At 69.6% G+C, this 14,960-nt stretch carries 10 protein-coding genes and 2 pseudogenes; 7 read left to right on the forward strand and 5 right to left on the reverse strand.

The window, feature by feature from the left end; all coding sequences use genetic code 11:
• Both VN779_RS01640 and VN779_RS01645 read left to right on the forward strand, forming a co-directional pair.
• Nucleotides 1-253 (forward strand): annotated as a pseudogene (locus VN779_RS01640) (hypothetical protein); the annotation flags it as partial.
• A gap of 36 nt (nucleotides 254-289) precedes the next feature.
• Nucleotides 290-724: a VOC family protein gene (locus tag VN779_RS01645; protein ID WP_325719417.1), complete on the forward strand. Its 435-nt coding sequence runs from the start codon at nucleotides 290-292 to the stop codon at nucleotides 722-724.
• Between the two features lie 14 nt (nucleotides 725-738).
• Here VN779_RS01645 and VN779_RS01650 read toward each other — a convergent pair whose 3' ends face one another.
• From VN779_RS01650 to VN779_RS01665, 5 genes and pseudogenes are all read right to left on the reverse strand, one after another.
• Nucleotides 739-2,424, reverse strand: a complete 1,686-nt coding sequence (locus VN779_RS01650; protein WP_325719418.1) for a ribonuclease J — start codon at nucleotides 2,422-2,424, stop codon at nucleotides 739-741.
• 198 nt (nucleotides 2,425-2,622) lie between these two features.
• Complete coding sequence (dapA, locus tag VN779_RS01655; RefSeq protein WP_325719419.1) at nucleotides 2,623-3,525, reverse strand: 4-hydroxy-tetrahydrodipicolinate synthase; 903 nt, start codon at nucleotides 3,523-3,525, stop codon at nucleotides 2,623-2,625.
• A 321-nt stretch (nucleotides 3,526-3,846) separates the two neighbouring features.
• Complete coding sequence (thyX, locus tag VN779_RS01660) at nucleotides 3,847-5,223, reverse strand: FAD-dependent thymidylate synthase (protein ID WP_349260596.1); 1,377 nt, start codon at nucleotides 5,221-5,223, stop codon at nucleotides 3,847-3,849.
• Nucleotides 5,203-5,502: pseudogene (locus VN779_RS26270) on the reverse strand (FAD-dependent thymidylate synthase); the annotation flags it as partial. The gene thyX and the pseudogene VN779_RS26270, both read right to left, overlap by 21 nt.
• Before the next feature lie 92 nt (nucleotides 5,503-5,594).
• Nucleotides 5,595-6,638, reverse strand: coding sequence for an ABC transporter substrate-binding protein (locus VN779_RS01665; protein ID WP_325719423.1), 1,044 nt, complete (start codon nucleotides 6,636-6,638; stop codon nucleotides 5,595-5,597).
• Between the two features lie 558 nt (nucleotides 6,639-7,196).
• On the opposite strand from VN779_RS01665, the gene VN779_RS01670 reads away from it, so the two are divergent.
• From VN779_RS01670 to VN779_RS01690, 5 genes are all read left to right on the forward strand, one after another.
• Complete coding sequence (locus VN779_RS01670) at nucleotides 7,197-11,474, forward strand: nitrate- and nitrite sensing domain-containing protein (protein WP_325719424.1); 4,278 nt, start codon at nucleotides 7,197-7,199, stop codon at nucleotides 11,472-11,474.
• Nucleotides 11,475-11,612: 138 nt separating this feature from the next.
• Nucleotides 11,613-12,035 (forward strand): roadblock/LC7 domain-containing protein, encoded by a 423-nt coding sequence (locus VN779_RS01675; RefSeq protein ID WP_349260231.1) that lies wholly within the window; start codon nucleotides 11,613-11,615, stop codon nucleotides 12,033-12,035.
• Nucleotides 12,036-12,174: 139 nt separating this feature from the next.
• Nucleotides 12,175-12,483, forward strand: a complete 309-nt coding sequence (locus VN779_RS01680) for a DUF742 domain-containing protein (protein ID WP_414639551.1) — start codon at nucleotides 12,175-12,177, stop codon at nucleotides 12,481-12,483.
• Nucleotides 12,464-13,057, forward strand: coding sequence for a GTP-binding protein (locus VN779_RS01685; RefSeq protein ID WP_211469783.1), 594 nt, complete (start codon nucleotides 12,464-12,466; stop codon nucleotides 13,055-13,057). Before VN779_RS01680 ends, VN779_RS01685 begins: the two co-directional genes overlap by 20 nt.
• 278 nt (nucleotides 13,058-13,335) lie before the next feature.
• Nucleotides 13,336-14,754 carry a sugar porter family MFS transporter gene (locus VN779_RS01690; RefSeq protein ID WP_325719426.1) on the forward strand — a complete coding sequence of 473 codons (1,419 nt, stop codon included), beginning with the start codon at nucleotides 13,336-13,338 and terminating at the stop codon, nucleotides 14,752-14,754.
• Nucleotides 14,755-14,960: the final 206 nt, after the last annotated feature.

Raw genomic sequence — 14,960 nt, forward strand, 5'->3', positions numbered from 1 at the left:
CGACACGCTGCCCCGATCGCCGGGCGGCCGGGTCGAGCGCGCCGCGGCGGACCGCCTGTTCGAGCGGCGCAAGGCGCAGACCGAGGCGGACAAGCAGGACTGGCGAGCCTGGTATCGCCTCGCCGTCGCCTACTCGGCGGCCAAGGACAACTCGCGCGCCCGCGCCGCCATGCGTCACGCCATCCGCCTGCACGCCGAGGCCGGCCCGGGCCGCGGCCACCACGGGTTACCTGCGGATCCGCCTGGGAGATAGGCGCAGCAGCAGAACCTTCCTTGGTATGGTGCGCCGGTGCCGACGATCAAGAGCTTCCAGGTCACCTTTGACTGCGCAGAACCCGAGCGCCTCGCGCGATTCTGGTGCGAGGTGTTGGGGTACGTCGTACCGCCGCCACCGCAGGGGTTCGCCACGTGGGACGAATTCAAGCGCTCGCAGCCCCCTGAGCAGCGCGATTCGTGGTTCGCCTGCACTGATCCCTCTGGTGTGGGCCCGCGTCTGTTCTTCCAGCGCGTCCCCGAAGGCAAGGCCGCCAAGAACCGGCTGCATCTTGATGTGCGGGTCGCCACCGGACTCGTGGGTGCGGAGCGTCTCGCCGCACTTGAGGCCGAATGTGCACGACTAGTCCCGCTTGGCGCGGTACACGTGCGAACGCTGTACGCCGCCGATGGCGAAGAGGCGTGCATCCCGATGCTGGACATCGAGGGCAACGAGTTCTGTCTCGACTGAGAGTTCCCGCAGCGTCAGATCTCGACGACCACCGGGATGATCATCGGCCTGCGGCGGAAGGTGTCCGAGACCCACTTGCCGACCGTGCGCCGCACCAACTGCTGCAACTGGTAGGCATCGCCGACGCCGTCGGCCGCGGCGTGCGCCAGGGCCTCCTCGATCAGCGGGGTGACCGCAGCCAGTGCTGAGTCGTCGATGCCGGCGCCGCGGGACTGGACCTCGGGGCCGCCGGACACCTTGCCCGTGTCCGCGTTGACGACCACGAAGACCGAGATGAAGCCCTCGTCGCCGAGGATGCGCCGATCCTTGAGGCTGGCCTCGGTGACGTCGCCGACCGAAATGCCGTCCACGTACACGTAGCCGCACGGGACCTTGCCGGTGATCCGCGCGACGCCCTCGACCAGGTCCACCGTGACGCCGTCCTCGGCGATGACGACGCGGTCGGCCGGGACCCCGGTGAGCACCGCCAGCTCTCCGTTCGCGCGCAGGTGCCGCCACTCACCGTGCACCGGCATGACGTTGCGCGGCCGGGCCAGGTTGTAGAAGAACAGCAGCTCACCGGCCGAGGCGTGCCCCGAGACGTGCACCTTCGCGTTGCCCTTGTGCACGACCTTCGCGCCCCAGCGCGTCAGACCGTTGATCACTCGGTAGACCGCGGTCTCGTTGCCCGGGATCAGCGAGGAGGCGAGGATCACCGTGTCGTCCTCCACGATGCGGATCTGGTGATCCCGGTTCGCCATCCGCGAGAGCGCCGCCATCGGCTCGCCCTGCGATCCGGTGCAGATCAGCACGACCTGCTCGGGCGCGAAGTCGTCCAGCGCCCGCGCGTCCACCACCAGGCCGTCCGGGACCTTCAGGTACCCGAGGTCGCGCGCCACGCCCATGTTGCGCACCATCGAGCGCCCGATGAAGGCGACCTTCCGGCGGTTCTTGACCGCGATGTCGAGCACCTGCTGGATGCGATGCACATGGCTGGCGAACGAGGCCACGATGACGCGGCGGGTGGCCTGCGCGAAGGCCCGCTCGAGCGCCGGGGTGATCTCCCGCTCGCTCGGCACGAACCCAGGCACCTCGGCGTTCGTCGAGTCGGACAGGATCAGGTCGATGCCGCGCTCGCCGAGCTTCGCGATCCCGGTCAGGTCGGTTAGCCGGCCGTCGAGCGGGAGCTGGTCCATCTTGAAGTCGCCGGTGTGCAGCACGACCCCAGCGCCCGTCTCCACCACCACCGCCAGCGCGTCCGGGATCGAGTGGTTCACCGCGAGGAACGAGCAGTCGAACGGGCCGATGCGCTCGGTCTGCCCCTCCTTGACCTCGAGGGTGTACGGGCGGATCCGGTGCTCGGCGAGCTTGGCCTCGATGAGCGCGAGCGTGAGCTGCGAGCCGACCAGCGGAATGTCCGGGCGTTCCTTGAGCAGGTAAGGCACCGCGCCGATGTGGTCCTCGTGGCCGTGGGTGAGGACCACCGCGACCACGTCCGCGTAGCGGTCCCTGATCGAGGTGAAGTCCGGCAGGATCAGGTCTACGCCGGGCTGCTCCGGCTCCGGGAACAGCACACCGCAGTCCACGATCAGGAGCTTGCCCCCGTATTCGTACACGGTCATGTTCCGGCCGATCTCGCCGAGCCCGCCGAGCGGGGTGACGCGCAGCGCGCCTTCCGGCAGCTCCGGCGGTAGCCCCAGTTCGGGATGCGGGTGGCTCATCAGGCGGCTCCAGTTCCTTCGTTCGCGTGGTGCGATGGCGCGGCGGCCATGGCGGCTCGTCGCGCGTGGTGTCCGTTGTGAAGTTGTGTTCGGCGCGTCCAGGTCTGGACGTGCGTGGTGCGTGGTGCGCGGTACTTCAAGCTTGTCGCAGCGTTCGGAGTCTCCGGTCGGAGTTCTGGCGCTGCTGAATGTGCACGCCTAGATGTGCACGCCGGCGGCGGCGAGATCTTGGCGCAGCACCTCCAACTGCTCGTCGGTCAGGTCGACCAGCGGGAGCCTGACCGGGCCGGCGGGGCGGCCGAGCCGGTTGAGCGCCGCCTTGGTGGTGATTACCCCCTGGGTGCGAAATAGACCGGTGTACACGGGCAGCAGCGAGCGGTGGATGTCCCGCGCCTTGGCCACCTCGCCGGCCGCGTAGGCGTCGAACAGGGCTCGAATGTCCGCGCTGACCAGGTGGCTCGCCACGGACACGGCGCCGACCGCGCCGATCGACAGTAGCGGCAGGTTCAGCATGTCGTCACCGCAGTAGTAGGCCAGATCGGTGCGTGCCATCACCCAGCTGGACGCGCCAAGATCCCCCTTCGCGTCCTTGACCGCGACGATCCGCTCGTGCTCGGCGAGCCGTACCAGGGTATCGGTATCGATGGGTGTGCTCGTGCGCACCGGGATGTCATAGAGCATCAGCGGCAGTTCGGCGGCGTCGGCGATGGCCGTGAAATGCCGGTAGACGCCCTCGCGCGGCGGACGCGAGTAGTAGGGCGTGACCGCCAGCAGCCCGTTCGCCCCGGCCTGCTCGGCCGCCTTCGCCTGCTCGACGCTGTGCCGGGTGTCGTTGGTGCCGACCCCGGCGATCACGAGCGCGCGATCGCCCACCGCGCCGCGCACCGCCTTGACCAGTGCGGCTTTCTCCTCGTCCGTGGTGGTCGGCGACTCACCGGTGGTGCCGTTGAGCACCAGGGCGTCGTTGCCGGCGTCGACCAGGTACGCGGCCAGCGCCTGCGCTCCGTCGAGGTCGAGCGCGCCGTCGGCGGTGAACGGCGTGACCATCGCGGTCGCGATCCGGCCGAACGGCATGCGGGGTGAGGAAACGGGAGAAGCCATGAGACAAAGCTACCGGGCGGCGAGCAGGCCCGTCAGGTCCGCATCCCCGGCCTGTGGATAACTTCGCCGCAGATTCCCGGCGCATGGCCTTCTCGGGCTGTGGAAGGACCCCATCGCCGCCCGCTCGGGGGTCCGGGAGGCGACGGGGTCCACTATCACTATCGAGGCGCGCCCGGTCCGGGACACGGGCGCCGGGGCCACGTTCATCCGATTGGGTGTTTTGCAGAACTACGATCTACCAGCCGTGAATCCGAGGCCGCGTCAGCTCGGGGCTCCGCACTCCTCACGCGCAGCTCTCGCCACGCAGCGCTACCGCCGCCGCTACGGTGCGACGCGGCCGTTGCGGTTGAAGGCGGCGTAAGTCAGTGGCATCGCTTCGGCGAAAACCTCTTCCATCCGCTCGGCCACCATCTCGATCTCCCGCTGCGGGAACGACGGGAACGCCGAGTCCTCCCGCTTGGTGCGCAGCGACAGGAAGTGCATCAGCGCTCTGGCATTGCAGGTGGCGTACATCGAGGAGTAAATCGACACCGGCAGCACCCCGCGCGCCACCTCGCGGGCGACCCCCGCCTCCAGCATCTCCAGGTAAGCCCGATAGGCGCCGGTGCACACCGCGCGTGTCGCCTCGTCGACGAGCTTTTGCTGCTCGGCGGTGCCGTCCACGAACACATATCGTCCAGGCTTGCCCTGCTGCACCAGCTTGCGGTCGGCGCCCGGCAGGTAGAACACCGGCTCAAGCCTGCGATACCTTCCGCTCTCTTCGTTGTACGAGTTGTGCACGACGATGCCGTTCGCCAGGAAGTTGTGCCAAGGCCCCTCGACTGACAGGTCGTAGGTCATCTCCACCCCGTCGTCCTCAACCAGCACAAGCCGGTGCGGGACGGCCGCGGCGGTCTTGCCGCCGCGGTTGGCCAGAGCCTGCTCCAGGTTCGTCTTCTGCCGGTGGCAGTCCGCGCAGCAGGGTGCGAGATTGTCGAGATCCAGAGCTCGCTTCAGGTCCTCGGCGACGGGAACGACGTGGTCGAGCACGAGTTCGTCGCGGTCAAACAGGTCGCCGCAGCGATAACAGCGGTCGACCGGGCCGATAAGTCGGTTGCGCTGCATCGAGGTCCAGACCCCGATGCCACTGCGCAAACTCGGCGGTACGGTCGCCTGGCTGGGCACGCCTGCGAAGCCCGCACCGAACACGCAGTCCCCGGCGGCGAGTTCGCCCGCCTTGCGCCAGCCGTCCGGCGTGAAGATCGAGTGATCCTTTGAGCAACGCAAGACTAGTCCGGTCTCAGTCTCCAAGCGCAGGAGAGGCTTGGCGCCGGACTCGATCACATCGAGGATCCGCGCACGCTGCGGCCGAAGTGTTTCCTCGTTAAAGCAGCGGACCTGGTTGCGCTTTGCAGAGGCCAGGAGACGCCGGCGCGTCGGGGGGTTCTCGCTCCTGAACGTCGCCACCGCGGTCTCGGCCTCGACGCGGTTTTCGAAGAGGCCGAGGTGGTGGTTCTTGCCCTGGTAGCCAGCTTGCGCCTGCCATCTGGCGGCGCGCTCGTTCCATGTGACGCCGCCGCGGCTCTCCGACATCTGGTCATCGACTCCCACGTGCCAACGCCGGTAGAGGTCGGCAATGGTCGTGTAGCGCAGGCCGGAGTTGTTCTCCAACGCGATAACCGTGTCGCCCGCGAGGCAGAACCCGGCGCGATGCCGCATGAACTCCCGGAACACGAAGATCGGCGCGGAGACGAAGAACGTGAAGGAGTTGTGCTCGAACGGCGACCCGTGCCGGTCGCGCATCAGGTAGTTGATAAGACCGGCCGAGCGCTCGGCATCCGAACCGACCTCGGCCAGAGACTGCTCACCCGCGGTGGAGACGCGCGCGGCGAACAGCACGTCCGCGTCGGCGGCCGAGGACTTGACGAGCTCGACCGTCACATCGGAGCGGAAGCGCACCTCCGTCAAGCCGGCGGGTGTTTCCTGCGGGTCGGTCACGGCCTTGCTCCCTGCTGTGGTCGATCGTCCTGGCGGGTCGAGCCCCAGGTTAGCCGGGCCGGCCGACAGGCACGCCGAGGCGCAGCGGTGCGTCAGCTGCCGGGGCTCAGGTTGGTCAGCTTCCCGCTGTCCAGCAGGCCGTTGACCGTTCCCGCGTTGCTCATAAGGCGCAGCACGATGTCCAACTTGGCCGGCAGCACCACGGACGGGTACGTGCCCAGCTGCATCGCAGCGATCACCCGCGAGTCGATGCCGCCGGCGCTGCGCAGCGCGGTCTCCACCACGACGCGCTGGCCGCTGGAAGCCTGGAGCTTGGCCATGTCCGCCGCGAAGATCGCGGTCGTGTGCGGGTACTTCGTCACGAACGCCTTGGTCGCGAAGTAGCCGTCCACGGGCACCGCCGACGCGTTACCGGTCGCCAGGTCCTGGTCCAACTGCAGGCCGCCGCTGATCTGAGCCGCCGTCACGTACGGCTCCTGCAGGACCGCCGCGGTCGCCTGGCCTGAAGCCACGGCGCCGATCGCCTGGGTCGGGTTCGGGTTGGCCACGATCGCGGGGCAGTTGGTCGGCAGCGGCGAGCCGAGCGACTGGAACCAGGCGGCCAGGGCCAGGTACTCGGTGCCCTGCTTGCTCGGCACGACAATTGAGACCGAACCGTTGCAATTGAACGCGTTGCCGGCCCCGGCACCCCAGGTCGGCAGGGTGAAGCCCCTGCGCTTCAGCAGCGCGATCGTCCCGGCGCCCGCGTCGTAGGCCTCGCTGACCACGCGGATGTTGTCGCTGGTCGCCAGCGTCGAGGCGCCGCTGAGGAACTGCGCGTACTCGCCGTAGGCGACGTCGATCTTGTTGGAGGCGAGCGCCGCGAGCTCCTCCTGCTGGCTCTCGAACTTCTGCACCGAGATGGTCAGGCCCGAGTCCATGAACGCGTGGGTGCTGGTGGAGCTGCCGATCTGGAACGGGACCGCGCCGATCGAGTCGACCAGCCCGACCCGCAGGTTCGGCTGGTCCGGGCTGCCGAGCCCGTTCGAGCTGCCGCTGCACGCGCTCGCCCCGGCGGCGAGGACCGCTGCGGCCAGGCCGAGCGCGATTCCGGAGCGTGTGCGCGACCGGCGGGCTGGCTGGCTCGGCTGGAACATGGCTACCTCTCGGGACGTTCAGTGCTCGGCGGCGCCATGCTAATCCACCGGATACCCGGCCTGAATAGTCGGGCGCGGAAATCCGGTGCGGCGCGGCCCGTGCTGAATGAGAACACGGATACGGAATATTCCGCACGCCGGTTGGCAGCCGATTCGCCACTTCGCTACGCTTCGCGCTCACCCGGCCACGAAACGTAGAAAGATCGCATTCTCGCTGCTCAAAGCGCAATCCGTGGCGCGGTCGGCAAGTGTGGCAGCGCGGCCGACGTAAACGCCAGTGCGCGGCGGGAAAATCTCGGGAATCCTGTCCGGATCATTGTGTTATGTCCCGAAATGTCGCGCCGAGTGGAGTGATTTATGTCGGCCCCGTCTTGGCCTCGGTGCCGGAGCTGTGCTGGAATGCGTTTCCTGAAAGAACCGCCGGGCGAGGCCCGTGGCGGTCGAGTCGCGACGACCCGCCGAGCAGCCCGCCGATCGCGGCCGGTGTGACCGGCCGCAGTGTTACAACTGACATGACGCGCGCAGTATTTGGTGCGGTCACGAACTTGGTGAGGGCAAGTGCAGACACGTCCCGTGACCCCGCGCCGCGAGCCTGCCCAGCCGGGGCCGCGCGCGGGCCGGCCGGGTGCGCCGGAGCGCCGCCGTCCGTCCCAGCCCGCCGACCCCGCCCCGGCGCAGTCAGCTCGGCCCGGCCTGTTCTCGCTGCGCAGCTGGCGGGTGCGCAATCGGTTGACGCTGCTGGTGCTGCTGCCGCTGCTGGCCGCGGTCGGCCTGGCCGCCGCGCGTATCAACACCTTGTATCAGGACGAGACGCACTTCAGCAATGCGCACTTCGAGGCGCAGACCACCACGTCGGTAGAGCAGGTGCTGCTCGCCCTCCAGCAGGAGCGACTGGCCGCCTCGGTGTGCCTCACCGTGATGCAGCCGTGCACGATGGCCGCCGCCGACGCGCGGGCCCAGCAGAACCAGGCCGACCAGCAGAACTTGAACCTCAAGCCGCTGCTTGAGTCCTACGTCACCGCCTACACCGACGCGCAGCAGGCAGCCACCACCGCGATCACCCAGGTCAGCACCGTCGCCAACCAGGTCATCAGCAACGCCTCGTTCAACCCGAACCTGCGCGCCGCCGCGACCGAGGCCTTCGGCCGGGTCACCGACCTGGGCGAGATACGCAAGGTGGCCACCGGCAGCCCGGTGCAGTCCGGCCTGATGTTCCGCGCGTACAGCAGCATCATCGACGACGTCATCGCCGTCATCGGCCAGACCTCGAGCGACACCTCCGACGCGCTGGTCGCCCAGGACAACTCCGCGCTGGTCGCGCTGGACAACCTGGTCGAGTCCGAATCGATCGCGCAGCTCTACACCCAGGAAGTCATCGCCAACGGCCAGATCGGCGGCAACGGCCCGAACCCGGACCCGGTCGAGGCGAAGGTCCAAGCGGTCAACCTCAACCAGGCGATCGCGTTGCAGACCTCGGCGCAGAGCGCCTTCCTCAACGTCGGCGCGCCCTCGCTGGTCCAGTCCTTCCAGGCCACTGTCTCCGGCCCCGACATCACCGCCGCGCAGGCCGCGGTGGCCCGGGTGCTGTCCATCCTGCAGGGCAGCGCCAGCTGGCAGAGCAGCAGCTCGCAGCTCGGCCCGGCCATCGTCGACGAGTCGCTGCCGGCCACTGTCGGCGACCTGCGCACCGTGCAGGGCACCGCGATCCAGCAGATGATCACCGACTCCGGGACGCTGCTGACCAACGCGCAGTCCGACCTGTACAAGAACGTGGCGATGATCGTGATCGCCCTGTTGCTCTCCTTCCTCGGCATCGCGGTGGTGGCGCGTTCACTGGTCGGCCCGCTGCAAGCGCTGCGTACCGGCGCGCTGGACATCGCCGCCAACCGACTACCGGAAGTGGTCCGCAGGCTGCGTGACGCGGACAACTTCGACGCCGAGGCCGCGGTCGATCCGATCCCGATCAACTCCAACGACGAGATCGGCCAGGTCGCCCGGGCCTTCGACGAGGTCCACCAGCAGGCCGTGCGCCTGGCCTCCGAGCAGGCGCTGCTGCGATCCAACGTCAACTCGATGTTCGTCAACCTCTCCCGCCGCTCGCAGTCGCTGGTCCAGCGCCAGCTGCGGCTGATCGACGAACTGGAGAACAGCGAGCAGGACCCGGACCAGCTGGCGAACCTGTTCAAGCTGGACCACCTGGCCACCCGTATGCGCCGCAACGGGGAGAACCTGCTGGTCCTCGCGGGCGAGGAGCCGGGCCGCAAGTGGAGCCAGGCGGTGCGCCTGCTCGACGTGATGCGCGCCGGGGCCTCCGAGGTGGAGCAGTACGAGCGGGTCGCGCTGCGCGACCTGCCCGACGTCAACGTGCTCGGCCGCGTCGTCAACGACCTCGTGCACCTGGTCGCCGAGCTGCTGGAGAACGCCACCTCGTTCTCCGCCCCGGAGACCAAGGTCTCGGTCACCGCCAACATGCTCAACACCGGCGGCGTCATGCTCGAGATCGAAGACGCCGGCATCGGCATGACCCCCGAGGAGCTCGACGACGCCAACGAGCGGCTGGCCAACCCGCCGGTCATCGACGTCGCCATCTCCCGCCGCATGGGCCTTTACGTGGTCGGCCGGCTGGCCACCCGGCACGGCATCCAGGTCCGGCTGCGCCGCTCGGCCGGCGGCGGCATCACCGCCCTCGTGCTGGTGCCCAGCACCCTGCTGGCCGGCGCGGACGGCGAGGCGCAGGCCCCGACGCCCGAGCTTTCGGCCACCGGCGCCCGGTCGCTCGGCGCGCTGCCCCGTCGCGGCGCCGGCCAGGCGAGCTTCCCGGAGCAGGAAGGGTCCGTCGACATCGCCGCGTTCCCGGCCGAGGGCGCCGGCGCCCCGCCGTATCGCGGCGCGGCACCGTCCGGCTTCGGTACCGCACCGGCAGGCCCGAGCAGCGGCTCTCCCACAGGTGTCGGTAACGCACCTTCGGGACTGTCCAACGGAGACCAGTTCGCTGACCTGCCGCCGTTCGGCGGCGGGCCGACCCCGCCGAATGGCCCGGACGTGCTCCCGCGCCGTGGCGAGACCCGTGACAGCGGACCGGCGCCGAGCCCGACGATCCCCGGCGCGCGCACGCCGTTCGAGGACCGTCCCGGCATGGCCTCCGGCCTCGACGCGCTGCTCGACCCCGATGCCACCACGCAGTTCCCGCCGATCAGCTCCGGCCGTCCCGGCAGCGCCCCCGACGAGCCGGGTCCGTTCCCGTCCTTCGGCGGCGGCCGCGATGCTGAATCCGAGCGGCCCGGGCGCGGTCGAGACGGCTCGGGTCAGGATTCGAGCGGTCAGTTCGACATCCAGGGCCTCAGGAGCGAGCCCGGTCCGGCAACCGGCCCAGGAGCCGGCGTCAGCCGCCCGGGCGGCGGCCGAGGACAGGACTCCGGCTCCACTGGGCAGATCCCGCGGATTCAGGACCCGTCTTCGACCGGTCAGTTCCCCAGGATCCAGGACCCCTCCTCCGCGGGACAGTTCCCGCGGGCGAAGGACCCGGCCCCGACCGGCCAGTTCCCGCGGGTACCCAGCCCGGACACCGCGCCGCAGTTCCCCGGCCCGGCAACCGAGCGCCCGGATGCCGCGGCGCCGGGCTCACGCCCGCAGGACCCTGCCACCACGGGCCAGTTCCCGCGCGTGCAGGACCCGGCGGGCCAGGGTCCCGGCTCCAGCGGCAGGTTCCCGGCCGCGCCGCAGGAGCCCGGCTTCCCCGGACCGGCCTTCCCGCCGTCCGGCCCGGCCCCGTCATCGACAGCCCCGGCGGACGCACCCGCCGCCCAGGCGATGCCCCCGGCACCGCCGGCCATGTCGGCCCACGCTCCGTCGGAGCTCGACCTGCCGCAGGCCGCGCCGTTGCTGCCGACCTCCTCGCCGACGGCCGTCGAGCGGCTGTTCGCCCAGGACCCGCTGCCGCCGGCCCCGGCCACCGACGAGCGGCTGCCGATCTTCGAGGCGATGGAATCCGAGTGGTTCCGCCGCCGGGACGAGGCACGCGCCCAGGCCGCCCTCGCCCAGTCGAACACCGTGTTGCCGCCGCTGCCCACGATGCCGCCGCCGGTCGCCCCCGCGCCCTCGCCGGCGCGCGGATCGGGCGGGTCCAGCATCAGCAACGGAACCGGGCCGATCAGCGCACCCAGCCCAGCCACCACCTCAGCGACCGCATCAGCCACCACCTCCAGCGCCCCGGCCCCCACCACGGGGTCCTCGTCCAACGGCACCGGAGCCAAGGTCGACGCGGTCAAGTTCGACCTCGGGTCGACGGGCACCAGCACCAGCAGCCCTGTCTCCAGCCCGGCCGCTCCCACCCCGAGCGCGCCGAGCGTCCCGGCCCCGTCAGCTCCGGTCGCCGCGCAGGCACCGGCGGCTTCGGCGAGCGCGCCCGCACCGGCCGCCTCCGCCGCGCCGCCAGCTTCCGCTTCGGTCGGCCTCCCCGTGCAGCCCCTGGCGACGGCGCCCGCCACAGCAGAGAAGCCCGCCGCCGACTCCCGAGGAGCCTCGCCTATGGAGAACACCTCAGCCGCCTGGTCGTCGCCGGGGGACGAGGGGTGGAAGGCCGCACAAGCGGCGGCCAAGCCGGTGGCTGCGGGTCTGACCACGAAGGGCCTGCCCAAGCGGGTGCCCAGGTCGAACCTGGTACCCGGTTCCGCGGGCGGCTCCGGCGCGGCGAAGGCGACTCCGCCGGTCATCCCGCCGCGTTCCGCGGACGCGGTGCGCGGCCGGCTCTCCAGCTTCCACCAGGGCCTGCGGCAGGGCCGCGACGCCGCGTCGACCGACCACGAGCCGGGCCAGGACGGGAACAATGACGACTGATGACCGCCCCGCGTCCGGTGGGGGACGCCCGGCGGCGCTCGACCCGCTCCTCGGCCGTACGGATCGACCGGTCCGCGCAGCCGGCCCGCTGCACCTGCCCGACCATGTACCGACGTTCCCTTCGGAAGGGGATGCACTGTGAGTGAGCTGAGCCAGGCGGCGCAGAATCTCAACTGGCTGATCACCAACTTCGTCGACCGGGTCCCGGGGGTGGCGCACACCGTCGTGGTCTCCTCGGACGGCCTGCTGCTCGCGGTGTCCAACGGTTTCCCGCGCGACCGCGCCGACCAACTGGCGGCGGTGGCCTCCGGCCTGTCCAGCCTGACCCAGGGCGCGGCCCGGATCTTCGAGGGCGGGGCGGTCACCCAGACCGTGGTCGAGATGGTGCGCGGCTTCTTGTTCGTGATGGCGATCAGCGACGGCTCCGTGCTCGCCGTGCTCGCCTCCTCGGACTGTGACATGGGCCTGATCGGCTACGAGATGGCACTGCTGGTGGAGCGGGCCGGCGACGTGCTCACCCCGGCGCTGCGGGCGGAACTGCAGAACGCGCTTCCCCGGTAGTCTGCGGACCGGGACCGCGCGAGCAGCCCGGGGCCGCAGACGGCGGGACGCACCGAAACGGCGGCGCACGATTTCAGCGTGAAGGACGGTTTCATTGAGCTCAGGACACGATTCGTCACCGCTCGTGCGGCCGTACGCCATGACCGGCGGGCGGACCCGGGCGCGCTACCAGCTGGCCATCGAGGCGCTGGTGTCCACCACGCCGCGCGGCCGCACCGGTGGCTTCGGCCTCATGCCGGAGCACCAGCGGATCTGCGACCTGTGCGTCGAGGTGAAGTCGCTGGCCGAGATCGCCGCGCTCATGCGGATGCCGCTCGGCGTCGCACGGGTGATGGTCGGCGACATGGCCGAAGCAGGCCTGATCGCCGTCCACCAGTCCAACACGACCGAGGGCAAGCCGGACCTCGCACTTCTGGAAAGGGTGCTCATTGGACTTCGCAACCTCTAGCCCGCCCGAAAGGACCGCGGGGCCGACGACCTCAGTCAAGATCGTCGTCGCCGGGGGCTTCGGGGTGGGGAAGACCACGTTCGTCGGCGCGGTCTCGGAGATCAATCCGCTGACGACTGAGGCGGTCATGACCGCCGCGAGCGACGGCATCGACGACCTGAGCAAGGTGCCGGACAAAACGACCACCACGGTCGCGATGGACTTCGGCCGTGTGTCCCTGGACCGTGAACTGATCCTGTACCTGTTCGGCACGCCCGGGCAGAACCGGTTCTGGTTCATGTGGGACGACCTGACCCGTGGCGCGATCGGCGCCGTGGTGCTGGTCGACACCCGCCGGCTGGCCGACTGTTTCTCCGCGATCGACTACTTCGAGGACGCGGGCCTGCCGTACATCGTCGCGCTCAACTGCTTCGATGGCACGCTCAGCCACGCCGTGGACGACGTTCGGGAAGCGCTGTCGATCCCGAGCGACGTGCCGATAGTGACCTGTGACGCGCGCTCGCGCGAGTCGACCAAGCTGACGCTGATCCGCCTGGTCGAGCACGCGATGAGCCGCTTCGCCGCGATGCGCTGACCGGTCGTCGGCGGATCGGCCGGAAGGCCGACTGCCCGGCCGGCCGGTTGGCAGGGTGCTTCCACCGCCCGCCGTCGCCCCGCACGCAGCTGCCAAACGTGCGGGACCGGCGGGCGGCCGCTTGTCCGGCGTCAGTTGTCCGCGGTCAGCTGTCTGCTACCGGCACTGCGCCCATCGCATTGCGAGTCCGGCATCGCCGCCGTGTCCCGTCGTCCTTTTGGACGTAGGACACCCCGCCTGGATGGCATCCGCCTGCGCGCCGTGATGTTGTTCGTACTATGGCCGCCGTCAAAACCACGCCCTCAGTGCTCCCACATGACGAGACCCATTTCGGATACGTGGTCTTCATCGCCGCGGCCGCCGCGATGGGCGGATTCCTCTTCGGATACGACAGCGCGGTCATCAACGGCGCGGTCACCGGCATCCAAAAGCACTTCAACGTCGGGGCTAACCAAACCGGTTTCGCCGTCGCGGCGGCGCTGATCGGCTCGGCCATCGGCGCGTGGATCGCGGGACAACTGGCCGACCGGATCGGCCGTGTCAGGGTCATGCTGCTGGCCGCATTCCTGTTCACGGTCAGCGGCGTCGGCGCGGGCCTGCCGTTCAACATCTGGGACCTGGCGGCTTGGCGCGTGGTCGGCGGCCTCGGTATCGGCATCGCCTCGGTGATCGCTCCCGCGTACATCGCCGAGGTGGCGCCCCCGGCGTACCGCGGCCGGCTCGGCTCGCTCCAGCAGATGGCGATCGTGCTCGGCATCTTCGTCTCCCAGCTGGTCAACTACGCGCTCGCGCAGGCCGCGGGAGGAAAAAGCGAGAACCGGCTGTGGGGTCTCGACGCCTGGCAGTGGATGCTGCTGATGGAGGTCGGGCCGGCGGTGCTGTACGGCGCGCTTGCCCTCATCGTGCCCGAGTCGCCGCGCTATCTGATCGCGACCGGACAGGACGAACGTGCCCGCGAGGTGCTGAACAAGGTGGAAGGGCACGAAGACGCCACCGCGCGCATCGCCGAAATCCGCGCGGTGGTGGCCTCAGACCGGCGCGCCAACTGGCGCGACCTGCTCGGCCCCTCCGGCCGGGTCCTGGCGATCGTCTGGATCGGCATCGGCCTGAGCGTCTTCCAGCAGTTCGTCGGCATCAACGTGATCTTCTACTACTCCTCGCTGCTCTGGCAGTCGGTCGGCATCAACGAGGCGAACTCGCTGCTGATCAGCGTGTCGACCTCGCTGGTCAACATCGTCGGCACGATCGTGGCGATCCTGGTGATCGACCGGATCGGCCGCAAGCCCCTGGCGCTGATCGGTTCGACCGGCATGATGATCTCGCTGGGCTTGGCGGCGTGGGCGTTCTCCTATGCGACCGGATCGGGCAGCAACGCGCACATCCCCAGCGGCGAAGGCACGGTCGCGATCGTCGCCGCGCACGTGTACGTGTTCTTCTTCGCGATGTCCTGGGGCGTGGTGGTCTGGGTCATGCTCGGCGAGATGTTCCCGAACCGGATCAGGGCGCTGGCACTGTCCATCGCCGCCTCGGCGCAGTGGATGGCCAACTTCGCGATCACCCAGAGCTTCCCGAGCATGTCGCGGTGGAACCTGAGTGGCGCGTACGTCATCTACGCCTGCTTCGCCGCGGTGTCGATCCCGTTCGTCCTGTTCTTCGTGCGGGAGACGAAGGGCAAGGCTCTAGAGCAGATGGGCTGACGCATTTCCAAAACTCATATCGCCCTAACGAGCTAAAATCATCACAGGTAGCTAAAATCAATCCCAGGCTCTCGCGGCGATGTGACCTGCCGCGAGCAAGGCCCGGCCCTCAACCGGCACCTTCATACCGTCTAGGGCGTGATTGGGAACTAGAAAGCGTTCAGCGCGGATCAGGCGGTGGCCCGCAGCACGAGGATGGCCATGTC

It is taken from the genome of Actinocrinis sp. (assembly GCF_035605935.1).
Classification (GTDB): Bacteria; Actinomycetota; Actinomycetes; order Streptomycetales; family Catenulisporaceae; genus Actinocrinis.